Origin of the sequence: Pseudomonas sp. GL-R-19 (assembly GCF_019956375.1) — a bacterium.
Classification (GTDB): Bacteria; Pseudomonadota; Gammaproteobacteria; order Pseudomonadales; family Pseudomonadaceae; genus Aquipseudomonas.
The window spans coordinates 86,562-109,336 of sequence record NZ_JAHBDJ010000012.1; the positions used below are offsets into that span (position 1 = coordinate 86,562).

Annotated in this window: 17 protein-coding genes and 1 pseudogene; 10 read left to right on the top strand and 8 right to left on the bottom strand. The window is 61.0% G+C overall.

The window, feature by feature from the left end; all coding sequences use genetic code 11:
- The first annotated feature begins 26 nt into the window (after window positions 1–26).
- Complete coding sequence (locus KGA83_RS08160; RefSeq protein ID WP_108217285.1) at window positions 27–1,673, top strand: phospholipase D-like domain-containing protein; 1,647 nt, start codon at window positions 27–29, stop codon at window positions 1,671–1,673.
- A gap of 7 nt (window positions 1,674–1,680) precedes the next feature.
- On the opposite strand, the pseudogene KGA83_RS08165 reads toward KGA83_RS08160, so the two are convergent.
- Window positions 1,681–2,572: pseudogene (locus tag KGA83_RS08165) on the bottom strand (hypothetical protein).
- Between the two features lie 76 nt (window positions 2,573–2,648).
- Here KGA83_RS08165 and KGA83_RS08170 point away from each other — a divergent pair.
- Window positions 2,649–3,053: a MerR family transcriptional regulator gene (locus tag KGA83_RS08170; protein WP_108217286.1), complete on the top strand. Its 405-nt coding sequence runs from the start codon at window positions 2,649–2,651 to the stop codon at window positions 3,051–3,053.
- Between the two features lie 91 nt (window positions 3,054–3,144).
- On the opposite strand, the gene KGA83_RS08175 is transcribed toward KGA83_RS08170, so the two are convergent.
- Genes KGA83_RS08175 through wecB form a run of 4 tightly spaced genes read right to left on the bottom strand, consistent with a single transcriptional unit; the run spans window position 3,145 to window position 10,506 of the window.
- Window positions 3,145–4,023: a DUF4434 family protein gene (locus KGA83_RS08175; RefSeq protein ID WP_108217287.1), complete on the bottom strand. Its 879-nt coding sequence runs from the start codon at window positions 4,021–4,023 to the stop codon at window positions 3,145–3,147.
- The gene (locus KGA83_RS08180; protein WP_108217288.1) at window positions 4,023–7,187 is read right to left on the bottom strand and encodes an NfrA family protein; all 3,165 of its coding nucleotides are present in this window, start codon (window positions 7,185–7,187) and stop codon (window positions 4,023–4,025) included. Before KGA83_RS08180 ends, KGA83_RS08175 begins: the two co-directional genes overlap by 1 nt.
- Window positions 7,184–9,358 carry a cyclic di-3',5'-guanylate-activated glycosyltransferase NrfB gene (nrfB, locus tag KGA83_RS08185; RefSeq protein WP_108217289.1) on the bottom strand — a complete coding sequence of 725 codons (2,175 nt, stop codon included), beginning with the start codon at window positions 9,356–9,358 and terminating at the stop codon, window positions 7,184–7,186. Before nrfB ends, KGA83_RS08180 begins: the two co-directional genes overlap by 4 nt.
- Window positions 9,355–10,506 carry a non-hydrolyzing UDP-N-acetylglucosamine 2-epimerase gene (wecB, locus tag KGA83_RS08190; RefSeq protein ID WP_108217290.1) on the bottom strand — a complete coding sequence of 384 codons (1,152 nt, stop codon included), beginning with the start codon at window positions 10,504–10,506 and terminating at the stop codon, window positions 9,355–9,357. The genes nrfB and wecB overlap by 4 nt, the downstream gene beginning before the upstream one ends.
- Window positions 10,507–10,876: 370 nt before the next feature.
- Between wecB and KGA83_RS08195 the strand changes: the two genes are divergently transcribed.
- The 8 genes from KGA83_RS08195 (at window position 10,877) to KGA83_RS08230 (ending at window position 17,502) form a co-directional block, all read left to right on the top strand.
- Complete coding sequence (locus tag KGA83_RS08195; RefSeq protein WP_108217291.1) at window positions 10,877–11,725, top strand: transporter substrate-binding domain-containing protein; 849 nt, start codon at window positions 10,877–10,879, stop codon at window positions 11,723–11,725.
- A gap of 51 nt (window positions 11,726–11,776) precedes the next feature.
- On the top strand, window positions 11,777–12,439 hold the full coding sequence (locus tag KGA83_RS08200) for an amino acid ABC transporter permease (RefSeq protein WP_108217292.1): 663 nt from the start codon (window positions 11,777–11,779) through the stop codon (window positions 12,437–12,439).
- Between the two features lie 8 nt (window positions 12,440–12,447).
- Entirely contained in the window at window positions 12,448–13,110 is a 663-nt protein-coding gene (locus KGA83_RS08205; RefSeq protein WP_108217293.1) for an amino acid ABC transporter permease, read from the top strand.
- The gene (locus KGA83_RS08210; RefSeq protein WP_108217294.1) at window positions 13,107–13,901 is read left to right on the top strand and encodes an amino acid ABC transporter ATP-binding protein; all 795 of its coding nucleotides are present in this window, start codon (window positions 13,107–13,109) and stop codon (window positions 13,899–13,901) included. Before KGA83_RS08205 ends, KGA83_RS08210 begins: the two co-directional genes overlap by 4 nt.
- A gap of 28 nt (window positions 13,902–13,929) precedes the next feature.
- Window positions 13,930–14,319, top strand: a complete 390-nt coding sequence (locus KGA83_RS08215; protein WP_108217295.1) for a RidA family protein — start codon at window positions 13,930–13,932, stop codon at window positions 14,317–14,319.
- Between the two features lie 145 nt (window positions 14,320–14,464).
- Window positions 14,465–15,229 (top strand): IclR family transcriptional regulator, encoded by a 765-nt coding sequence (locus KGA83_RS08220; protein WP_108217296.1) that lies wholly within the window; start codon window positions 14,465–14,467, stop codon window positions 15,227–15,229.
- A gap of 39 nt (window positions 15,230–15,268) precedes the next feature.
- The gene (locus KGA83_RS08225; RefSeq protein ID WP_108217297.1) at window positions 15,269–16,486 is read left to right on the top strand and encodes an amino acid deaminase; all 1,218 of its coding nucleotides are present in this window, start codon (window positions 15,269–15,271) and stop codon (window positions 16,484–16,486) included.
- Between the two features lie 83 nt (window positions 16,487–16,569).
- Window positions 16,570–17,502, top strand: a complete 933-nt coding sequence (locus KGA83_RS08230; RefSeq protein ID WP_108217298.1) for a sugar kinase — start codon at window positions 16,570–16,572, stop codon at window positions 17,500–17,502.
- Between the two features lie 115 nt (window positions 17,503–17,617).
- Here KGA83_RS08230 and KGA83_RS08235 read toward each other — a convergent pair whose 3' ends face one another.
- The 3 genes from KGA83_RS08235 to KGA83_RS08245 form a co-directional block, all read right to left on the bottom strand.
- Complete coding sequence (locus KGA83_RS08235) at window positions 17,618–17,893, bottom strand: peptidylprolyl isomerase (protein ID WP_007898282.1); 276 nt, start codon at window positions 17,891–17,893, stop codon at window positions 17,618–17,620.
- A 77-nt stretch (window positions 17,894–17,970) separates the two neighbouring features.
- A complete protein-coding gene (locus tag KGA83_RS08240; RefSeq protein WP_108217299.1) occupies window positions 17,971–20,508 on the bottom strand; it encodes a PAS domain-containing protein in 2,538 nt (845 codons plus the stop codon).
- Between the two features lie 214 nt (window positions 20,509–20,722).
- Window positions 20,723–22,678: an acetoacetate--CoA ligase gene (locus KGA83_RS08245; RefSeq protein WP_108217300.1), complete on the bottom strand. Its 1,956-nt coding sequence runs from the start codon at window positions 22,676–22,678 to the stop codon at window positions 20,723–20,725.
- Window positions 22,679–22,775: the final 97 nt, after the last annotated feature.

Below are 22,775 nucleotides of genomic sequence, written 5' to 3' on the forward strand. Positions count from 1 at the left end.
CGAAAAGATCGTCACAGGAGTGACCCATGCGCGTTCTAGCCCGCAATGATCAGGACGATTTTCGCGTCAAAGCCTACGCTGGCACCAACGGTGTGCTGCTGGCCATCGACCTGGCCGAATCCCGTCGCATTGGCCTGTTGGGTTTTGCCATTGAAAAACAGCAGGGCAGCAAACCCTGGATGTTTCTGTTCAATAGCCTGACGTTCCCGGACAAGGACCATACCTTCCCCCGGTTTCACGCCACGCCCAGCGATATCGCACCGTTACAGAAATTCCGCTGGGCCGATTACGCGGTCAATCCGGGGATGACGATCCATTATCGGGTCTACCCGGTCTACGGCAGCCACAATGCGCCACAACTGGGTGAGTGCCTGGAGGTAACGGTCACCTCCGACGATGGCCATCCCGGCAACCAAAGCGTCAACTTCAACCGCGCAGTAGCCGCCAGTCAGGCGTTCGAGCGCAAGTTTCCCGATCTCGATGCACTCATTGGCAAAAAGAACAAGCTGCCCATCGAAGCCTGGCCCGATGCCCCGCGTAGATGGTTGGAGAACGGTTTGCTCGGGCGCTTGTTGGGGTTTATCGCGCGTGCTGTCGATGGCCAGTGGGCGCTGGATATCGCCATCTATGAGTACCAGTTACAGGTGATAGTCGACGCAGTGGAGGCTGCGCTGGAACGCGGCGTGAAAGTTCGCGTCCTTTATCACGCGCAGCCGGGCGAAGACACTACCGCCTTGAACGAGGTCAGCCTGAAAAATATCCCCCAGGCGAACAAACGCGGGCGGGTCACCCACAATATCTTTCACAACAAGTTCATGGTCTTGAGTCGGCTAGACGCAGCGGGGCAGCATCAGCCTGAAGCGGTACTCTGCGGCAGTACCAACTTCACCCCCAACGGCGTTTACCGTCAGGCCAACGTGGTGCATGTGCTGGACGATACGCGGCTCAGTACCCGTTATCTGCAAACCTTCGAGCAGGTCTGGAGCACGCCGGCGGATGTCGGCGCCACGCGGCAATGGATCACGCAGCACAACCCGATGGATCCGACGCAGGCACTTTTCGCCGGGTTCTCGCCGCGCTCGGGCGGGGGTGACCTGGATGAGTTCGTCTCGATCATCGATGCCGCGAAAAAGGACGTGCTGTTCGTCACTGCGTTCGCCTTACCCGACGCCATCCTCAACGCCTTGCTCGGCTTGCCCCATGACGACATCCTGCGCTATGGCCTGCAAAACACCGCCAGCGAAATCACCGGGTTTCACGCCGACCGCACCGCTGAATTCACCACCGTTGCCCTGCTCGACAAAGGGCTGGAAGGCTGGCTCCAGGAAAGCAGGGAGGGTCAGAAGGGCAATATCCTGGTGCACACCAAAGCCATCGTCACTGACTTCACCAGTGATGCGCCGACGATCATAAGCGGTAGCCACAACCTCAGCGACGCAGCCAGCAACGGCAATGACGAAAACTATCTGATCATTCGCGGCGATACCGATCTGGCAGACCGTTATGGCCTGGAGTTGCTGCGGTTCTACGAGCATTACCGCTTTCGTTATTTCGCGAAAAAACTTGCGCTCAAGCAGGTCCAGCCGTTGGCGACGGATAACAGCTGGACTGATCACTATTACCGCGCGGGGGATCTACGGATGTTGTCGCGACTGCGGTTTACCGGCCAATAGCGATCCATCAGTCCGCGCTCATGGCCCGGCGATACTGACGCGTGCGTTTGGCGATGTATAACTGATCAATAATCAACGCCAACAACGCCGAAACCTTGGGTCGGGTTTTGCGTCCACGGCTCAAGTGATGCAGCTGGAATTTGACCACCGCCATGCATTTCCAGAAAGTACGCCTCCCGCGCCAGGGTCCGGCCGTCACGCGCTTCGCCTTGCATGGCCGGTGCTTCCTAACTACCGCCGGAGAGTTCCAGCAGGTCGATCGGTTGTTCGTTGAGCCACGGGATCACCTGCCGTGCATCATCGGCATTGAAACTACCGCGCTGGAAGTCCGCTGAGTTGAGCTTTACCGACACACAAAATTGCGGCGACACCGCGTGGCGAACCGCCGCGACGACGGACAACAGCAGGCGCGCACGATTTTCCAGCGAATCGCCCCATTGATCGGTGCGCCGATTGGTGAGCGGCGAAAGGAATTGGCTGATCAGGTACCCGTGAGCGGCGTGGATCTGCACACCGGTAAAGCCGGCTTTCTCCGCCAGTGCGGCGCTGGTGGCGAAGCGTCGGATCACCTCCTGGATATCGTCCTCGTTCATGGGTTTGGGTTCGGCGAATATCTTCGAAAACTGGCCGAGATCCAGCGCAACCGCCGATGGCGCCAAGGCTTGCTGGCCGAGGTTGGCCATGGTCTGGCAGCCAGGAAGGTTGAGCTGCACTCAGAAATGCGCACCGCCGGCCCGGCCGACACTTGCCCACTGGCGGAAGCGTTCCAGGTGGCGCTCGTCTTCCCGCGCGATTCCGCCGGGGCCGGTCATGGCGAGGTTCTCTTCCATAGGGGCTTTGGCAATGCGATTGCCGATGGTCTGGCCGTTGGGCAATTTCAACGTTCGGAAGGGCGACATGCTTGACTCCTCGTAGTGATGAGCAGTGGCCAAGCTTAAAGTTAACTTTAATGCCAAGCGAATAAATGAGGCCCTGATGAAAATTGGTGAACTGGCACAGTTGAGCGGGTTGACTGCATCGCGCATCCGCTTTTACGAATCTCAGGGCTTGATCCGCCAGGTCGAGCGCTCTGCCAATGGTTATCGGCGTTATTCGCAACAGGCGCTGCAGACCCTGCAACTCATCCAGTGCGCACAACAGGCCGGTTTCAGCCTGGAAGAGCTCAAGCAATTGCTGCCGGATACTGTGACGGGCGCGTTCAAGCACAGTGAGTTGATGGCCGGCCTGCATCGCAAGATCGAGCAGATCGAAGAGATGCAACGGCACCTGGCCCATAGCAAGGCGCAGTTGCTGGGGTGGATCGACACTATTCAGGCCCGACCCGAAGGCATGAGCTGCGATGAAAATGCCGAACGGGTGATGACGTCATTCAAGCACTAGATCAGCCTTGGACATGGAAGCAGGCCTGCTCGCGGATTGGATGGATCGGTTCATAAGCTCAGCCGGCGCCGATTTTTTCAACACGTCGTCTTCAATGGTTTTGTACATCGCCGACCTTGCTGTTGTACTGGTTGTCGAGAATCACCTTACCCCAGGGTCGGTAGCGCAAGGAGAAAACCGACGTCGGGTGGCAGCCCGGCGTTGTTGATTGCGGGGCCATCGGTTCAGCGCGGAAAGGTTGTCCGGCAGCACTGACTTGCCGGAAGGCTTCCCTGACGATACCGATGGAGCAGGGCAGTGCATTGGCGTAGCCGTTGCGAACCACGGGTGGCAAGCGTCCAGTGCCGGCTCCGTCCTGCCACCACACCTGGATTGCGGCGTTGGCCACTTCGCCCAGCCACTGGCCATTCACCTGTGGCGCAAGTTTGCCGACGCTGAACACGCTGATGTGCAGCGGCGCGTCGAGCTTGCCAGCGAAATCCTTGAGTTGGCGTTGCAGGGTTTGCCGACGATCGAGCGGTAGAAAGTGCGAGTCATCCAGTTCCATGGGTAAATACCAGCCGCTGACCGGGAGTTTCCAGTCCTTGCGCAACGTCTGCTGCCGGGCCAGCGACAGCCCCAGTTGCGCCTGCCAGTAGGTCGCCAGCCCGGCACTGTCCAGCTCATCGATGCGCTGGTAATAGGCCGGGTCCATGCGCAGGCCCAGCACCAGTTTCAGGCCTTGGGCCTGGGCCAGTTTCAGGCTGGTCGCGAGCCAGCCGTTGGCGCCGCCGAAGTCCGAGTCACCGTAGGCCGTCCACTGCACGATCACCGTGTGCGTGCCTTGGCGGGCAGTTTCCTGCCAGATTCGCTGCCATTGCGCCTGGCTCAGACTGGCATCGGCATTGAGTGGCTGATAGAAAATCCGCTCGTCAGCATGGGTCGCCACGCCGCCCAGCAACAGGTACAACGCCAAAAGAAGTCGCCTCATCAGAAATTCAACTCCACGCCCAGCAGCACGCCGTTGCCGCCTTCATACAGATTGCCGCCCAGCGATTGTTGATACTCGGTGCGGACCGTCAGGTGCGCGCGATAGGCGTTGTAGATATTGTCGTTGAACCACCATTGCCAACGCAGGCCGAGACCGGTGCGCAGGTCCTGGCGCCAGTCGTTGCTCGGATCCTGACTGGCGAATTCGAGAAAACCATACGGCATAAGAGTTTGCGCGCTGTTGAACGGCAGCTTCCAGGTGTGCCCTTGCTGGAAGCGCGATAACCATTGATGGTCACCGGCCTTGGTCCACCACGCTGCGTCGAGATAGAGGAAACGTTCCTCCCAATCACTTTCGTCGACGCGCCAGTCATTGCGATATCGCCCCTGATCGAGGAACGACGCGGTAGCGCGCAGGAGATAGTCGGTGGTGGTGTGCCCATCGTCACGATGATCGTCCGCCTGATCGGACACCTTTTCCGGGGCCAGCATCTGGCCGAGGCTCAGGCCGTGGTTGTCCTGATCATCGAACTGGCTTTGCTTGTAGATCTCACCGTAGAAGTTGATGTTGGCAGTGCCCCAGGGCTTGTAGCGCAGGCCGACGCCGGTGCCGAGGGATTCGGCGTAGCTCGACCGGCCCACGCTGCCAAGCAACACCCGGCCATAGACCGACAGCGTGCTGCCGGCGCGGCTGGGTTCATCGCCCAGTGCGTGGTCCCACATGGCCAGTTGCACGTTCTGTGAACTGGAGCGTCGCTGTGTGCCGATGCTGTCGTCGGGACGCAGGATGTCGTTGGTCGATATCCCGGCCGGCGACCAGGTACTTGCGATGGTGACTGAGTCGCGACGAGAAAGGCTTTCGTGAGCGCGACGCTGGCGATAGCGCCGCGCTTCCATGCTGCCATCCTCGTCATCGGCGGCCACCGGGCTCTGCTCCAGGTCGATCACGCGCTCCAGTTCCTTGCGTGCCGAGGCGCTGTCCTCGACCTCGTCGTAACGCCAGGCCAGAGTTTCGCCGAGGCGATAGTCTTCCGGGAAATCCTGGGTGGCGCGTTGCAGATACGGGATGGAGCGGGCGCGTTCCGCCTTGGTCTCGGCACCGGCCAGGCGCACGCCGTAATCGGCACGATAACGGGGATTGTCCGGTTCGCGCCGCGCCGCTTCGGCCAGCCATTCGGTACTTTGTTGCAGGTCGCCGGCCTTTTGCGCAGTGACCGAAGCCGCATAGTAATGCTCGGCATCCGGTACCAGCTGCAGGGCGGAACGCTGGCGTTGCAGCGCGAGGGTGTGATCGCCCTGGGCATCGGCAATCGCCGCGCCCAATGTCCACTCATTGGCACCACGGGTGCGGCTTAGTTGCCAGTAGCGTTCAGCTGTTTGCGTGGCGCCGATATTCAGGGCGCCGCGGCTGGCGGTGAGGCGGGCATTGTCGCTGAGTTCGGCATCCGCAATGCTGCGCCAGATGGCCAGGGCACCGGCCGAGTCTCCGGCAGCCTCCAGGGCGTAGGCGAGTGGCAGGCGAGTGTTCTGGTCACCCATTTTTTCGGCGGTCTGGTAATACACCACTGCTTCACCGGGACGCTCGGGCATTGCACAACGGCCGAGGGCGCGGTAGTCGCCCCCGGCTTGCGGGTGATCGCCAATCGCCTGTTGAACCGCGCGGCACTGGCTGTTTTCCGCCAGTTGTGCCAGCAGTTGCCCGCGAGTGGCGGGGTCGACGCGGTTGAGCAACGAAACGATACGTTGCTGTTGTGTTGGGGTCGGTGTCGACGCGGCATACAACCCCGCCAATCGTTGCAGCAGGGGTGTCGGCAGCTCGCCGCCGTGGCGGTCGAAGGCGCTCTCGAGCAATTGCTGCGCATGTTCCCGCTGGCCGGCTTTCAGCGCCAGGTAGGTAGCCTGGTTGAGTGAGTTCAGGTTGCCGGTCTGCTGGTAATGCCGCTCCCAGAATGCCGCCGCCTGGGTATCGTGATCCGATGCCTGGAGCAGTTCAGCGCGGCGTTTGACCACGTCGGCGGTTTGCTGCTGGCTGGCGAGATAGGCCATGATTTTGTCGCTGCGGCCCTCATCCTGCCAGGCGTCCAGTAGACGTTCACGGCGTTGCGTGTCCCACGGTTCCGGCAAACGAGTGTTTTGCAGCAGTTCGGTGGCTTGCAGGCGCTGGGCGAGTATCAGCCAGGTCTGCGGATCTGCGTCGGGCGGGCAACTTTGCAACTGACTGAGTGCGGCTTGCGGTGCGTGGCGGGACAGCCACTCGGCCGTCTCAAGGCAGGGACGCTGCAACTCGCCACTCAAGCGTTGCACCGTTGCGCTGTCGCCGGTTTGCCGCGCCAGTTCCCACAGGCGCTGACGCTGGGTCGGATCGGCCAGATCGGCGGGCGGCAGCGATTGCATCCAGCGTTGCGCCTGCTGAATGTGGCCCATGGCAATCGTCCGATCGACCATGGCCTGTCGAGTCTTGCGCGCGGCTTCCGGGCTTGGTGCTGTTTGCAGCAATTGCTGCAAAGGTTGCTCGTCGAGGCGTTGCACGTAGGCGTTGGCCAGGCGTTGCCAGCTTTGGGCATCGAGTTGTTGGTTCGCGGCCAGGGGGGCCAGTTCTTTGATGGTGCCATCCCAATCGCGCAACTGCTCGGACCAATTGGCCCGGGCCAGTTGCAGAACTCGCTCATCACCTTTGGGTGGCAGTTGCGCCAGCCAGTCATGGGCCGCGGATGCGCCGCCGCGCTTGGCCAGGCTGGCGCTGTAGGCCTGCCATAGGCGCACGCGCTGGTCCAGATTGCTGGTGGCTATCCACTGCTCCACCTTTTCACTTTCCGGCGGATCCTGTTCGATCCAGGCCAGGCGCAGGTTGAGCAGGGTGTCGCTGTTGGCCGGGGTATCCGGTAGCGCTTGCACGGCGTCTTCGTAGCGATGCTGCTTGACCAGCGATTGCACCAGTAACGCCCGCGCTTCGTCGTTTTCTGGCACCTTACTCAGCAGGTGGCGCATCAGCCGTTCGACTTCTTTCCAGTTGCCGTTTTTCGCTTCGCGGTAACTGCGGTCCATATAGGGATAACTGCGGAACTGATCGAAATCGGTCAATGGTTCGGCCTGCACCCACGCCGTCGTGTTCAGACAGAGCAACAGGCTGCCGGCCATCAAGGTTTGACGATGGACAGGCTTCATGCGACCTCCCTGGCAATGCGGTAGGCAGCGTGCTGCTCGCTCGCCTGATCGGCCAGGGCCTGTTCGAGGATTTCCTGGGTGATCATGCCGCGGTCTATCAAGTGTTCACCCAGAGACATTTTTTCCGCATCGAAATCGATCAGCGCCTGATTGAACAGGGTTGGCGGTACCATGCCGCGCACTTGCAGCAGATTGCCCAGCAGTACTTGGTGATGGCTGACGCGCTCAATCAAGTCTTCGTCGTCCTGATGTTGCTCAAGCACGCCAAGCATCTGATGTACTTCCTCGTTTTGACGAGGGCTGGCGTACCAGTAGCGGATCCCCAGGGTAACCCGGCCCTGTGGTGCGAGGCGGCAATGCACCGGGCGTTTCAGTTGACGGCTGATGGCCCCCAGAGACACCTGGCTCACTGGACCCTCGGAGGCCAGCACCAGGGTTTCGTTTTCCTCGGCGACCGGCAGCACGCCGTAGTGTGTGGCGATTTTGCGTGGCACGGCGTCGATCAGGCGTTTGTCGAGTTTGAACGGATTGAGTGGCGCCCATTCCAGGTGCAGCTGTTCGGCCAGGGTCTGCACCAGTTGAGTGGTGTCGATGTGTCCGCGCAGCAGCAGTTCGTGACCCAGGCGCCGGCGTACCGGGTTGGTGATCGCGGCTTCGAGTTGATCCTCAGTGAGCAAGCCTTTTTCCACCAGCCGATGGCCCAGCGGGGTGCGCTGGGCCAGGGCCAGGGCCGGAAACTCATGAGTGGTCTTGTCCCAGGCGACGCGACGTGAATCGCCCATTTCCATCACCTGGCGTAGCGCCCGAAGGTTGGCGAAGAAATTGACGAAATTGCTCCACATCATCCGGGGGGCTGATAGCAGCCCTTCGCCCAGACCGTAATAACGGGTGACAAACCAAGCGCGCTGAAACAGGCGATTGAGCAGCATGAAACCGTTGAGCCACAGCAGGGTCACCAACAATGCGCTGTCTTCTAGGATCGATGGAAACCGCCAGGCATTCGGCGCGATTACTGTGACCAGCCACATCGTCAGCAACAGCAGAAGCAGAATGTTCACCAGGAAGCTCAACAGGTACGCAATCAGGCCACGGCGGTCGCGCCACAGAAAATAATTGAGCAGGCCCTTGGGGCTCCAGCCCAGATTCTTGGTGCCCTGGAACACAATGCCGACGATCCAGCGCGACTTCTGCCGGATCGCGTGCTGCAAGTCCCGGGGAAAGTGTTCGCGCACGCAGATCACCTGGGAGAAGGCGCGGTCCATGCCCAACACCCATGGCTGCTCCAGTGCCAGTTTCGGGTCGGTCACCGAATACCGGGCAAAGATGCACTTCATGCCTTTTTGCTTGAGGCGAAAACCGATGTCGTAGTCTTCGGTGAGGCTCTGCACGTCGAAGGCGATACCGTCACCGTCCTCGAGCAGGGCACTGATGGCCTTGCGACTGAAACAGGTGCCGACCCCGGCGCTGGGCACTTGCCCGGTCAGCGCTTCACGCACGATGACGTCCTTGCCATGGTTTTCGGCGAACTCGTCGACGTAGTGCCCGGCAGTAAAGCCATTCCATTCGGGGGCGTAGGGGTAGACCGGAATCTGGATCAAGTCCTTGGCCGGCAGCAGGTAGTTGAACAGGCGCAACTCCATGGGCGAAATCACGTCCTCGGCATCGTGCAGGATGAAGCCGGCGAACTGGATCTTTGCATCGTTTTCAAAACGCAGGATGGCGTCGATCACGTTGTTCAGGCAGTCGGCCTTGCTGGTTGGGCCGGGGCGTGCACACACCACTTTGTGCACGTTGGGATAATGCAGGCACACCGCATCGACGTCGGCCTGGGTCTCGGCGTCGTTGGGGTAGGTGCCGACGAAAATCTGATAGTTCTCGTAGTCGATGGTCGAGGCGGCCAGGCGCGCCATCTCGCCGACCACGCCGACTTCGTTCCACGCAGGCACCATGATCGCCAGGGGTTTTTCGCTGATGGTGTACAGCCGTTGCTCATCGGCGCGCTCGAATTTTTCATAGATCCGCCAGCGCCGGATCAATTTGCGGGTCCAGTACACCAGGTCGATGAACAGGTCATCGAGCCCGAGTATGAACATCAGCAGGGCCAGTGTAATCGCGAGGTATTTGAGTCCGAACAACGCATAGGCAAAGAGGTCGACAAACACCAGGCTCATACGGCTTTTCCAGCCGTACGGTGTTTGAGCCAGATGACGAGGCGATTGGCGATGCGCTCGCTGGCGTGTCCGTCGCCATAAGGACTATGGACCCGGCTCATGCGCTGGAAGGTGGCGTCATCATCGAACAACAGGCTCGACTCCTTGACGATACGGTCGGTGTCGGTACCCACCAGCACCACCGTTCCGCCTTCGAGCGCCAATGGCCGCTCCGTGACATCACGCAACACCAACAGCGGTTTGCCAATGGCCGGGGCTTCCTCCTGGATGCCACCGGAATCGGTGAGAATGAAATACGCGCGGCCCATCAGCCAGACGAAATGCCGGTAATCCTGCGGTGCCACCAGATAGATATTGGGTTTGTCCGCGAGAACGCCGTAGACCGCCTTTTGCACCTGCGGATTGAGGTGCACCGGGTAGACGAATTGCACATCGGGATAACGTTCGGCGAGGGTGGCCAGGGCCAGGCAGATGTTGCGAAAGCCGCTGCCGAAGTTCTCCCGGCGATGCCCGGTGATCAGCACCATGCGCCTGTTGTCGTCGAGCACGGCCAGCGGCGAGTCGGCGGCCGGTTGCCAGTGGATTTCCCGCTGGTGATTGCGCATCCATACCAGCGCATCAATCACTGTATTACCGGTGACCTCAATGTTGGTCTTGGACACACCTTCGCGCAGCAGGTTGCCTGCGTCATTGATGGTCGGCGCAAAATGCAGGTCGGCAATGACCCCGGTCAGTTGCCGGTTGGCTTCCTCCGGCCAGGGGGCGCGCAAGTTACCGGTACGCAACCCCGCCTCGACGTGGCCAATCGGCAACTGGCGATTGAAGGCGGCGAGAGCGGCCATGAAGCTGGTGGTGGTATCGCCGTGCACCAGCACGATATCTGGTTGCACTCGCTCGTAGGCTTTGTCGAGATGCCCCAGCAATTGTTCGGAGAGACCGTTGAGGGTCTGGCCCAGGGTCATCACCTGCAAGTCTTCATCGACTGTCAGTTCGAACGAGTCGAGGACCTGCTTGAGCATTTCCCGATGCTGGCCGGTGGAGCAGATGTTCAGCGTGATACCAGGCCAATTACGCAGGACCCGCGCCAGGGGGGCCATCTTGATGGCCTCCGGACGCGTACCGAAAACCATCATGACTTTAAATGTCATTAACTCTCCTGGGACCGCACACGCCGGATACGTCGCGGCTGCTAAAACCGGTAATTTCTTGGGCATAGAATAATGCAGTCGGATGGGGAGGTGTCCAATGAATGGCCCTGACTCGAAGGTCTTGCTTCGAATGGGTTCATGTGCGCCCGGTTGTGAACCGGATACCCGCTTCCTGTAGCCAACGGTAGCGTCTGCCTGCCCGTGCGTTTGGTAACGGTTTTTCCTCCCCTGACGCATCCATCTGATTCAAAACACTTTTCAATTCCCCCAGGATTCCGCCCATATCTTATGGCACACTTTCTGCTGTCTATTCCGTTGTTACACACCGTATTCCGGTATAGCGGAATAAACTAGCCTTGGAGTGCTTGCCATGCATCGCCGACCTTCCTTATTTAAAGCGTGTGTTTTTCTGTTCGCGGCTTCGGCCTCTGTCGTGGGTATCGCTCAAGCGGCAGACAGCAAGCTCGACAGCGTCCTGGCCCGCGGCAAACTGATTGTAGGCACCGGCAGCACCAACGCGCCGTGGCACTTCCAGGGCGCCGATGGCAAGTTGCAAGGCTTTGATATCGATATCGCGCGCATGGTGGCCAAGGGGTTGTTCAACGACCCGAGCAAAGTCGAGTTCGTGGTGCAGTCGTCCGACGCGCGTATCCCCAACCTGCTGACCGACAAGGTCGACATGAGCTGCCAGTTCATCACCGTGACCGCTAGCCGTGCCCAGCAAGTGGCGTTCACCCTGCCGTACTACCGGGAAGGTGTCGGCCTGCTGCTGCCGGCGAACAGCAAGTACAAGGAAATCGATGACATGAAGGCCGCCGGTGACAGTCTCACCGTGGCGGTGCTGCAAAACGTCTATGCCGAAGAGCTGGTGCACCAGGCGCTGCCCAAGGCCAAGGTCGATCAGTACGACAGCGTGGACCTGATGTACCAGGCCGTGAACTCCGGCCGCGCCGACGCGGCGGCCACCGATCAGTCTTCGGTGAAATACCTGATGGTGCAGAACACCGGCCGTTATCGCAGCCCGGCCTATGCCTGGAGCCCGCAGACTTATGCGTGCGCGGTCAAGCGCGGCGATCAGGACTGGCTGAATTTCGTCAACACCACCCTGCATGAGGCCATGACCGGCGTTGAGTTCCCGACTTACGCGGCATCGTTCAAACAGTGGTTCGGTGTGGATCTGCCAACGCCGGCGATTGGCTTCCCCGTCGAATTCAAATGATCCCGTGAGAGTGGGGCGCGCCAATGCGCCCCGCTCAAGGTACTGCTGACCATGAACTATCAGTTGAACTTTGCCGCCGTGTGGCGCGATTTCGACACCTTGCTGGCGGGGCTCGGTATGGGCCTTGAACTGGCGCTGGTGTCGATCGCCATCGGCTGCGTGATCGGCCTGATGATGGCGTTTGCCTTGCTGTCCAGGCATCGCGCATTGCGGGTGCTGGCGTCGGTGTATGTCACGGTGATTCGTAACACGCCGATCCTGGTGTTGATTCTGTTGATCTACTTTGCGTTGCCGAGCCTGGGGATACGCCTGGACAAGATTCCCTCGTTCATCATCACCCTGTCGCTGTACGCCGGGGCCTACCTGACCGAAGTGTTCCGCGGCGGTTTGCTGAGCATTCCCAAGGGCCTGCGCGAAGCTGGGCTGGCCATTGGCCTGGGCGAGTGGCAGGTCAAGGCCTACGTCACCGTGCCGGTGATGCTGCGCAATGTGTTGCCGGCCCTGTCGAACAACTTCATTTCGCTGTTCAAGGACACCTCGCTGGCGGCGGCGATTGCCGTACCGGAGCTGACCTATTACGCGCGCAAGATCAATGTCGAAAGCTACCGGGTGATTGAAACCTGGCTGGTGACCACGGCGCTTTATGTGGCGGCCTGTTACCTGATTGCCATGATGCTGCGTTACCTCGAACAGCGTCTGGCGATTCGCCGATAGGAGGCCCCATGTACGAATCCCCCAGTTGGTTGCATGAGTTGTGGGTGGCGCGGGAAGTGCTGTGGCAAGGCTTTCTGACCAGCGTCCAGGTGTCGGTGCTGGCGATTTTGCTCGGCACGCTGGTTGGCGTCGTCGCCGGGCTGGTGCTGACCTACGGTAAATTCTGGATGCGCGCACCGTTTCGTTTTTATGTCGATGTGATTCGCGGCACGCCCGTGTTCGTGCTGGTGCTGGCGTGCTTTTACATGGCGCCGGCGCTGGGCTGGCAGATCGGTGCGTTCCAGGCCGGTGCGCTGGGACTGACGCTGTTCTGCGGCTCCCATGTTGCCGAAATCGTGCGCGGTGCCTTGCAGGCCCTGCCGCTTGGGCAGATGGAGGCAAGCAAGGCCATCGGCCTGACGTTCTACCAGGCCCTCGGTTACGTGTTGTTGCCCCAGGCGCTGCGGCAGATTCTGCCGACCTGGGTCAATTCGTCGACCGAGATCGTCAAGGCCTCGACCCTGTTGTCGGTGATCGGCGTCGCCGAGTTGCTGCTCAGTACTCAGCAGATCATCGCCCGGACCTTCATGACCCTGGAGTTTTACCTGTTCGCCGGATTCCTGTTCTTCGTCATCAACTACGGCATCGAGTTACTCGGCCGGCATATTGAAAAGCGGGTGGCTTTGCCATGACTCAGACTCAAACCCATGCACAAAACGGCCAACCGCTGCTGGATATTCGCGGCCTGCACAAGCGTTACGACCAGCTCGAAGTGCTCAAGGGCGTCGATCTGACGATGCAGCGCGGCAATGTGGTGACGTTGATCGGTTCCAGCGGCTCGGGCAAGACCACGCTGCTGCGCTGCGTGAACATGCTCGAAGAGTTCCAGGGCGGGCAGATCCTGCTCGACGGCGAATCCATCGGTTATGACGAGGTCAACGGCAAACGCATTCGCCACCCGGAAAAAGTCATTGCCCGTCATCGTGCCATGACCGGCATGGCGTTCCAGCAGTTCAACCTGTTTCCGCACCTGACTGCATTGCAGAACGTCACCCTGGGTCTGCTCAAAGTCAAGAAACTGCACAAGGACGAGGCCGTGGTCCTGGCCGAGAAATGGCTGGAGCGCGTCGGCCTGCTGGAACGTCGCGATCACTTTCCCGGTCAGTTGTCTGGCGGTCAGCAGCAGCGCGTGGCGATTGCCCGCGCAATCGCCATGAACCCGAGCCTGATGCTGTTCGACGAAGTGACCTCGGCCCTGGACCCGGAACTGGTCGGCGAAGTGCTGAGCGTGATCAAGGGCCTGGCCGAAGACGGCATGACCATGCTGCTGGTGACCCACGAAATGCGCTTCGCCTTCGAGGTTTCAGACAAGATCGTATTCATGAATCAGGGGCGTATCGAAGAGCAGGGGCCGCCCAAGGACCTGTTCGAGCGCCCGCAATCGCCACGACTGGCGGAATTTCTCAAAAGCACTCGCTTTTAACGTCATTTTCAAAGCAGGAGAAACGCCCATGAGCATTACTCGTTACGGCACCGGAAGCACCGCCGCTGGCGGTCAGCCTCGCCCATTCGCCCGTGCCGTTGAAGCCGATGGCTGGCTGCACGTTTCCGGGCAGGTGCCGGCGCTGGACGGCGAGATCATTACTGGCGGCATTGTCGAACAGACCCACCAGACGATGAAAAACCTGATCGCGATTCTCGAAGAGGCCGGTTATGGCCTGGAAGACGTGGTGCGTGCTGGCGTGTGGCTGGAGGATCCGCGGGATTTCACGAGTTTCAACAAGGTGTTCTCCGAATACTTCAAACCGGAACATGCCCCGGCGCGGGCCTGCGTGCAGGCCAACATGATGGTCGACTGCAAGGTCGAGATCGACTGCATTGCGTACAAGAAAAAGGCTTGAGTCCGCGGTGACTGCATCGCGAGCAGGCTCGCTCCTACATTTGGAATGCGTTCCCTGTAGGAGCGAGCCTGCTCGCGATGGCGGCCTAACGGTCAACGCAGCACTCTGGTTAAACTCCCGGCGACTTTGAATGGGAACCACTGAAATGACCGAAGACACCATCAAGCGTCGGGCACGTGGTCTGGACCGGGCGTTCGATATCCTCGACTTCCTCAAGGAGATCGGCCAGCCCCTGCGCCCGAACGACATTGCCAACGGCATCGGCAGCCCAAAATCCACGGTCTACGAACTGGTGGCTTCGCTGCTGGAGCGGCGGATCCTGGAGCCGGTGGGCAAGGACGGTCATGTCTACCTCGGTCGTCAGTTGTACTTTCTCGGCCAGGCCCACTTGCGCCATTTCGACCTGACCCGTGAAGCCGATCACGCCTTGCAGGAAATCGTCAGCCAGACCCATGAAACGGCGCAGATGTGTCTGCTCAACGGGCGCAAATACACCGTTGCGTTGATGAAGGAGGGGGAACGGCATTTCCGCATTTCCTCGGACATTGGCGAAAACGCGCCCATCCCCTGGACCGCCTCCGGGCGGCTGTTGCTGGCGCACCTGAGCGACCAGGCAATCGTCGACCTGATCGACCACGACGACTTCATCCTGCCCGACGGCGAACGCTTGCCGCTGGAACAGTTTCTCAAGGAAATCCGTCAGGCCGGGATCGATGGATTTTTTTCTTTCGATAGCGTCGCCGACACCTTTACCCATTGCTTCGCCGCACCCGTCAAAGACCCTGGCGGCGTGGCCATCGCGACCCTGTGCATTGTCGCTCCACGAGCCGATGCCAAGAAAAACTACAATGACTACCGCCGGGTGCTGATCGACAGCGCCAACAGCCTGGCCCGTCGCATCAACGAATAACAGCGGCTGCCTGCGGCCGCGTGAACGAGGAGTTCGACCATGCCTTCTTCCCCCCATACTGCCAACGTGGACAAAGGCGCTGCCCCGATCGGTGCCAGCCTGGTGCGTGACGTCAGCCTGCCCGCGCTGGTACTGCACCGCGAGGCGCTGGAACACAACATTCGCTGGATGCAGGACTTCGTCAGCAACAGCGGCGCGGAACTGGCGCCCCACGGCAAAACCAGCATGACCCCGGCGCTGTTCCGTCGCCAACTGGACGCCGGTGCCTGGGGCATCACCCTGGCCAGCGCGACGCAAACCCGTGCCGCCTACGCCCATGGCGTGCGTCGTGTGCTGATGGCCAACCAGTTGGTCGGCACGCCGAACATGGCGCTGATCGCCGACCTGCTGGCCGACCCGACGTTCGATTTCTATTGCATGGTCGATCATCCGGACAACGTCGCCGACCTCGGCGCCTATTTCACCTCCCGTGGCGTGCGCCTGAACGTGATGATCGAGTACGGCGTAGTTGGCGGGCGTTGCGGTTGCCGTAGCGAGCAGCAAGTGCTCGATTTGGCCAAGGCCATCGCCGCGCAACCGGCCCTGGCTCTGACCGGGATCGAAGGCTACGAGGGCGTGATCCATGGTGATCACGCCGTGACCGGTATCCGCGATTTCGCCGCGTCACTGGTGCGCCTGGCGGTGCAGTTGCAGGACAGCGGCGCCTTCGCCATTGCCAAGCCGATCATCACCGCGTCGGGCTCGGCCTGGTATGACCTGATTGCCGAATCCTTCGAAGCGCAGAACGCCGGTGGACGTTTCCTCAGCGTGCTGCGTCCCGGCAGTTACGTGGCTCACGACCATGGCATCTACAAGGAAGCGCAGTGCTGCGTGCTCGACCGTCGCAGCGATCTGCACGAAGGCCTGCGTCCGGCGCTGGAAGTGTGGGCGCACGTGCAGTCGTTGCCGGAGCCGGGGTTTGCGGTGATAGCCCTGGGCAAGCGCGACGTGGCCTACGACGCCGGCTTGCCGGTGCCGTTGTTGCGGTACAAGGCCGGCGTGGTGCCGGCCAAAGGCGATGATGTGAGTGCGTGCAAGGTGACCGCGGTGATGGACCAGCATGCGTTCATGACCGTGGCGCCAGGGGTTGATCTGCGGGTGGGCGACATCATTTCGTTCGGCACATCGCACCCGTGCCTGACGTTCGACAAGTGGCGTGTCGGGTGTCTGGTCGATGAGCAACTGAACGTCATCGAGACCATGGAAACCTGTTTCTAAGGTTCAGGACCGAGGCGCGGCCTTCGCTGCAGGAGCGGGCTTGCCCGCGAAGAGGCCCTACCAGACAAAAGAGAAATCCGCGTATGAACACCATCAACACCCTGGGCCCCAACACTCCACGCATCGCCCTGATCGGCGAATGCATGATCGAGTTGCAGCATCGCGCCGACGGCAGCCTGCAACAGAGCTTCGGTGGCGACACCTTGAACACGGCGGTGTACCTGTCCCGGGAACTGGGAGAGAACGGCACCGTGGATTACGTCACCGCCTTGGGCGATGACAGTTTCAGCGACGCGATGTGCCAGAGTTGGGCAGCGGAAAATATCGGGCTCGGAATGGTTCAGCGCCTGCCGGGGCGTCTGCCGGGTTTGTATTGCATCCAGACCGACGCGGTCGGCGAGCGGCGCTTTCTGTACTGGCGCAATGAAGCGGCGGTACGCGATTGCTTCACCACCCCGACCGCCGCGCCGATCCTTGCGGCGCTGCCGGATTACGACGTGCTGTACTTCAGCGGCATCACCCTGGCGGTACTCGGCATGCAAGGCCGGGAAAAGTTGCTGGACACTCTGATCGAAGCCCGCCAGCGCGATGCGCGAATCGTGTTCGACAACAACTACCGGCCACGGCTGTGGGCGTCGGTCGAGGAGGCTCGGGCGGCGTATCGTCGTGTGCTGCCGTATGTCGACCTGGCGTTGCTGACGGTGGATGACGAACAGGCGTTGTTTGGTTATGCCGATTGTGACGCAGTGTTTGCCGCGTATGAGCAGATCGGTACGCCGGAAGTGGTGCTCAAGCGTGGCGCCCAAGCCTGCCTGATTCGTTGTGATGGCGAGTCATTCGAGGTGCCGGCGCAGAAGGTCGAGCGGGTGGTGGACACCACGGCGGCGGGGGATTCATTCAGTGCGGCGTATCTGGCTTCGCGGCTCACGGGCGGCAGCCCGGTGGACGCCGCCGAGGCAGGGCATCGGTTGGCGAGCCGGGTGATTCAGGTGCCGGGGGCGTTGATTCCGAAATAAGCGGTGAATGGCCGTTGGCTGCGCCATCGGTTCGCGGGCAAGCCCGCTCCTACAAGACCTGCGCGATACCTGTAGGAGCTGGCTTGCCAGCGATAGGGCCCTCAGACCACCCCAATCAATCCCGGTAAAACACCTGCACCAGGTGATAGCCGAACTTGCTCTTGATCGGCCCATGCACCACCCGCAGCGGTTTCTTGAAGATTACCGCATCGATCACGCCGACCATCTGCCCCGGCCGCACTTCACCGAGGTCACCGCCGCGCTTGCCCGAGGGGCAGGTCGAGTACTTCTTGGCCAGGACATCGAACGCTTCACCCTTGGCAATGCGTTGTTTGAGCTGCTCGGCTTCTTCCGAGGTTTTCACCAGAATATGGCGGGCTTGAGCTTTCATGGGCGGTACCTTGCAACGGTGGTGGCTATGTGGGCGGTTATGTGGGTGACAGCGGGGGCGCGCGATTATGCCTCAAGTCAGTGCGGTTGACCGATCATCGTGCGAATCTTGTTGGCCAGCAGGTCGATGGAAAACGGTTTGGCCACCATGTCCATGCCTTCTTCGAGGAAACCCTGGCGCTCGGCGGCGATTTCCGCATAACCGGTCATGAACAGTACTTTCAGTTCGGGGCGGTGCTGGCGGGCGATTTCTGCCAGTTGCCGGCCGTTCATGCCCGGCAACCCGACGTCGGTCACCAGCAGGTCCACCCGCAGGTCTGATTCCAGCACCGGCAGGGCACCCTTGGCATCTTCGGCTTCATGGGCGCGGTAGCCGAGCTCTTTGAGCAGGTCCAGTACCAGCATGCGCACCGCCGCATCGTCCTCGACCAGCATCACGGTTTCGCCGGCAATTGCCGCCGGTGCCTCACCGATGGGGGGCGACAGGGCTTTTTCCGGCTCGACCGAATGCAGGCGCGGCAGGTACAAACGCACGCTGGTGCCCCGTTCGGGCAGGCTGAACAGACTGACGTGGCCCCCCGATTGTTGGGCGAAACCGTAAATCATCGACAAGCCCAAGCCGGTGCCCTGGCCAATGGGCTTGGTGGTGAAGAACGGGTCGAATGCCTTGGCCAGCACCAAGGGCGTCATGCCGGCGCCGTTGTCGCTGACGGTAATCATCACGTAGTCGCCGGCCTTGACCGGTTCCAGGGTCGTGATGTCGCTGCCGTCGAGGTACACATTGGCGGTTTCGATCTGCAGCACGCCGCCATCGGGCATGGCGTCCCGGGCGTTGATCACCAGGTTGAGCAAGGCGTTTTCCAACTGACTGACATCCGTGCTGATCCGCCAGATGTCTTCGGCCAGTTGCAGTTTGAGTTCGATGTGGTCGCCCTTGGTTCGACTGAACAAGTCTTCGAGCGAGTGAATCAGCTCGTTGGGGTTCAGCGGCTTGCGGTTGAGCGACTGCCGCCGGGAGAACGCCAGCAAGCGATGGGTGAGGGCGGCGGCACGGTTGGCCGAGGACACTGCCGCTTCGGTGAATCGGCCGATCTCGCTGATACGACCGTCCGCGATGTAGCGCTGCATCAGGTCGAGGCTGCCGATGATGCCGGTGAGCATGTTGTTGAAGTCATGGGCGATGCCGCCGGTAAGCTGGCCGACCGCATCCATTTTCTGGGCATGGCGCAAGGTGTCTTCGGCACGCTCACGTTCGACCATCTCGTTCTGCAGGCGCTCGTTGGCCTCGGCCAGTTGGCGGGTGCGGGCGGCAACCCGTTCCTCAAGGGTTTCGTTCAGGTTGCGCAGGGCTTCTTCGGTCTTTTTGCTTTCGGTTTCATCGATCACGAAGATGTAGAAACCGTTTACCGCGCCGTCTGCGCCGTGGCGCGGCAGGTAATTCATCAAGGCCTGGCGGATGCTGCCGTCGCGGTGTGGCGTGCTGATGCTGAAACTGCAGGGCCGGCCGGACAGTGCCTCAGTGATGTACGGGGCGCATAGCGCATAGGCTTCTTCGCCGAGCACTTCAAGAATGGTAAGCCCGTAAAGCTCTTGCGGCGTCAGGCCGTACCAGTCGAGGTACGCCGCATTGTTCAGGCGAAAGCGTTCTTCGCGGTCGACGTAGCTGATCAGGACCGGCATGGCGTTGATGATCAGTTGCAGCTCGGTCTGGCTCTGGCGCAGGGCCTGTTCGGTGTGTTTGCGTTCGGTCAGGTCCAGGGCGGCGCCGAGGAAGCGCATCGGCCGGCCGTGGTGATCCTTGTAGCAGCGACCGCGGGCAAACACCCAGCGCATCTGGCCGTCGGTTTGCAGCAGGCGATACTCCTCGGCGTACTCAGTGCCGTGGGTGATGCAATGCTTGATGCTGCGGGCGATCAGGGCGCGGTCTTGCGGGTGTACGCCTTGCAGGTACTCGCTGATCGGCAACTGGCTGGCCATGGCCGGATCGATGCCGTGCAGTTGGGCAAAATTCGCATCGGCGATGAAACGGTCCTCGCTGATGTCCCAGTCCCAGGTGCCGACCGCATCGGTGGCGGCGAGGGCCAGTTGCAGGCGCTCCTCGGTTTCACGCTGGGCCTTGAGGCTGGCCGCCGAGCGCTGTTCGAGTTCGAGGGCGATGCGCCGGCGTTCGTTGGTTTCGATGGCGGTGACCAGGATCCCGGCCACCTTGGCACTTTCGTCACGGATCGGGCTGTAGGTCAGGTCGAGCCAGAAGTCAGTCTCCCGGCCCTCACGTTGCAGGGTGAAGCGCTGCTCGCTGTAGGTTCGCACCTGACCTTGCAGGACGGCGCTGTATATCGGGTCGGTAAAGTCTTTCAACTCTGGCCAGATCAGGTGTGTCGGTTGGCCGAAAGCGTGTGGATGTTTGCTTCCGCTGAGCAGGGCGAAGCCGTCGTTGTAGATCTGCGTCAGTTGCGGGCCCCATAGCAGCAACATCGGCATCGGTGAGTGAATCACGATATCCACGGCGGTTCGCAGGCTTTGTGGCCAGGTGCTGGCCGCGCCCAGCGGGCTGCTTGCCCAGTCGATTCGGGCGATCAAGGCCTGGGCATCGCTGGCGGTTGGTGTTGCGTTCATCCGGGAGTCCTGCGCCAATTCGCTATAGCAGGCGTCTATTCTTGCACAGGTGGCAGACACAGGTTGATTCGAAGGCGACACAGGGCCCTGTAGGAGCGAGCTCGCTCGCGATGGTCGTAAACGATAACGCTGGTTGGCAGGTGCTCCGCGGCGCTCTCAGGTTTATCGTCGGATCGCCGCCCGGAGCAAGCTCGCTCCTACAGGTGACCCTATTTCAATCCTGGAGTTCGGGCCTGTTTCGGTACTGTTCCAGCGCTTCGGGATTGGCCAGGGCATCGGTGTTTTTCACTTTCTGCCCGTGCACCACATTGCGTACCGCCAACTCAACGACTTTGCCGCTGATGGTCCGGGGAATGTCGGTGACTGCGACAATCTTCGCCGGCACATGGCGTGGCGTGGCGTTGTCGCGAATCGTCTGGCGGATCTGCTGTTGCAGCGCCTCGTCCAGTTCGACCCCGTCGCGCAACTGTACGAATAGCACCACCCGCACGTCATCCTGCCACTGCTGACCGATGGCCACGCTGTCGAGCACCTGGGGGACTTTCTCCACCTGACGATAGATTTCCGCCGTGCCGATGCGCACGCCCCCAGGGTTGAGCACGGCATCGGAGCGACCGTGGATCATCATTGCGCCATGGGGCAGTTGTTCGGCGTAATCACCTTGGGCCCAGACGCCGGGGAACAGGCTGAAATAGGATTTGCGCAGTTTCTCGCCATCGGGATCGTTCCACAGGCCAACGGGTATCGCCGGGAAGTGCCGGGTGCAGACCAGTTCGCCTTTTTCGCCGATCACCGGTTGGCCGGCGTCGTTCCACACTTCGACGGCCATGCCCAGGCTCTTGCCCATGATTTCGCCGCGCCTGACCGGCGACACAGGGTTGCCATTGACGAAGCACGAAACGATGTCGGTGCCACCGGACATCGAGGCCAGACACACGTCAGCCTTGAAGTCGCGATAGACGAAGTCGTAACTGTGCGGCGACAGCGCCGAGCCGGTGCATAGCAGCATCTTGAGGCTGCCCAGGTCATGGCTTTCCCGGGGCTTGATACCGCTGCTTTCCAGGGTCGCAAGGTATTTGGGGCTGGTGCCAAAGACACTGATGCCCTCGTCGTCGATCAGGTCGATCAAGCGTTGCGGGTCGGGGTGGAACGGCGAGCCGTCGTACAGCACCACCGCACTGCCGACCGCCAATGCCGACACCAGCCAGTTCCACATCATCCAGCCGCAGGTAGTGTAGTAGAACAGGCGCTCGCCGGGGCCGAGATCGCAGTGCAGGCCGTGTTCCTTGACGTGTTGCAGGAGTACGCCGCCGGTGCTGTGAATGATGCATTTGGGCACGCCGGTGGTGCCGCTGGAGTAGAGGATGTACAGCGGATGGGCGAAGGGCACGGGGACGAAATCCGGCTCGCCGCCAGGTTCATAGAAATCGTTCCACAGCGTTACGTTGGCCTGGGTGTGGAATTCTTCTATGTGCGCCTGCGGACGTGCGTAAGGCACGACGATCAACTGTTGCAGCGAAGGCAGGCGCTGGAGGATCTCGTTGACTTTGGCGGTCTGGTCGATCTCCTTGCCGGCATAGCGGTAGCCGGCGCAGGTCACCAGCACTTTCGGTTCGATCTGGCCGAAACGGTCAACCACCCCTTGGGTGCCGAAGTCGGGCGAAGAGCAGGACCAGATTGCGCCAAGGCTGGTGGTGGCGAGCATGGCCACCAGGGTTTGCCAGGTGTTGGGCATGCACGCGGCGACCCGGTCGCCAACCCTGACACCGGTCGCTATCAGCCCGTTTTGAAAGCCGGCGACATGTTCCGCGAGATCGGCCCAGGTCAAATGTTCACGCAGACCGTTTTCACCAACGGCTATCACGGCGATCGCATCATCGCGACGCTGCAGCAGGTGTTCGGCAAAGTTCAGCGTTGCGCCGGGGAACCACTGGGCGCCGGGCATCTGCGGACCTTCGAGCAGCACCGCGTCGGGTTGCTCGTGGAAGCGGATGTCGAAGAAGTCGACGATGGCCTGCCAGAAGTCCGGGCGTTGCTCGACGGACCATTGGTGCAGGGCAGGGTAGTCGTCAATCTTGAGGTGATGCCGCTGATTGATGAAACGCCGGAAGGCCTCCATGCGGGTCTTGCCAATGCGTTTGGCGTCAGGTTGCCAGAGGATGTCGGACATGGTTTGCCTCTTCTTGTTGGCGAGTGCTGTGCACTCGATCGCGAGCAGGCTCGCTCCTACAGGGGATCGCATTTCCATGTGGGAGCGAGCCTGCTCG

What these genes read in the sequence shown, in the direction of transcription:
- KGA83_RS08160 (WP_108217285.1), top strand. Translation starts at nt 27, where the DNA reads ATGCGCGTTCTAGCCCGCAATGATCAGGACGATTTTCGCGTCAAAGCC.
- KGA83_RS08170 (WP_108217286.1), top strand. Translation starts at nt 2,649, where the DNA reads ATGAAAATTGGTGAACTGGCACAGTTGAGCGGGTTGACTGCATCGCGC.
- KGA83_RS08175 (WP_108217287.1), bottom strand. Translation starts at nt 4,023, where the DNA reads ATGAGGCGACTTCTTTTGGCGTTGTACCTGTTGCTGGGCGGCGTGGCG.
- KGA83_RS08180 (WP_108217288.1), bottom strand. Translation starts at nt 7,187, where the DNA reads ATGAAGCCTGTCCATCGTCAAACCTTGATGGCCGGCAGCCTGTTGCTC.
- nrfB (WP_108217289.1), bottom strand. Translation starts at nt 9,358, where the DNA reads ATGAGCCTGGTGTTTGTCGACCTCTTTGCCTATGCGTTGTTCGGACTC.
- wecB (WP_108217290.1), bottom strand. Translation starts at nt 10,506, where the DNA reads ATGACATTTAAAGTCATGATGGTTTTCGGTACGCGTCCGGAGGCCATC.
- KGA83_RS08195 (WP_108217291.1), top strand. Translation starts at nt 10,877, where the DNA reads ATGCATCGCCGACCTTCCTTATTTAAAGCGTGTGTTTTTCTGTTCGCG.
- KGA83_RS08200 (WP_108217292.1), top strand. Translation starts at nt 11,777, where the DNA reads ATGAACTATCAGTTGAACTTTGCCGCCGTGTGGCGCGATTTCGACACC.
- KGA83_RS08205 (WP_108217293.1), top strand. Translation starts at nt 12,448, where the DNA reads ATGTACGAATCCCCCAGTTGGTTGCATGAGTTGTGGGTGGCGCGGGAA.
- KGA83_RS08210 (WP_108217294.1), top strand. Translation starts at nt 13,107, where the DNA reads ATGACTCAGACTCAAACCCATGCACAAAACGGCCAACCGCTGCTGGAT.
- KGA83_RS08215 (WP_108217295.1), top strand. Translation starts at nt 13,930, where the DNA reads ATGAGCATTACTCGTTACGGCACCGGAAGCACCGCCGCTGGCGGTCAG.
- KGA83_RS08220 (WP_108217296.1), top strand. Translation starts at nt 14,465, where the DNA reads ATGACCGAAGACACCATCAAGCGTCGGGCACGTGGTCTGGACCGGGCG.
- KGA83_RS08225 (WP_108217297.1), top strand. Translation starts at nt 15,269, where the DNA reads ATGCCTTCTTCCCCCCATACTGCCAACGTGGACAAAGGCGCTGCCCCG.
- KGA83_RS08230 (WP_108217298.1), top strand. Translation starts at nt 16,570, where the DNA reads ATGAACACCATCAACACCCTGGGCCCCAACACTCCACGCATCGCCCTG.
- KGA83_RS08235 (WP_007898282.1), bottom strand. Translation starts at nt 17,893, where the DNA reads ATGAAAGCTCAAGCCCGCCATATTCTGGTGAAAACCTCGGAAGAAGCC.
- KGA83_RS08240 (WP_108217299.1), bottom strand. Translation starts at nt 20,508, where the DNA reads ATGAACGCAACACCAACCGCCAGCGATGCCCAGGCCTTGATCGCCCGA.
- KGA83_RS08245 (WP_108217300.1), bottom strand. Translation starts at nt 22,678, where the DNA reads ATGTCCGACATCCTCTGGCAACCTGACGCCAAACGCATTGGCAAGACC.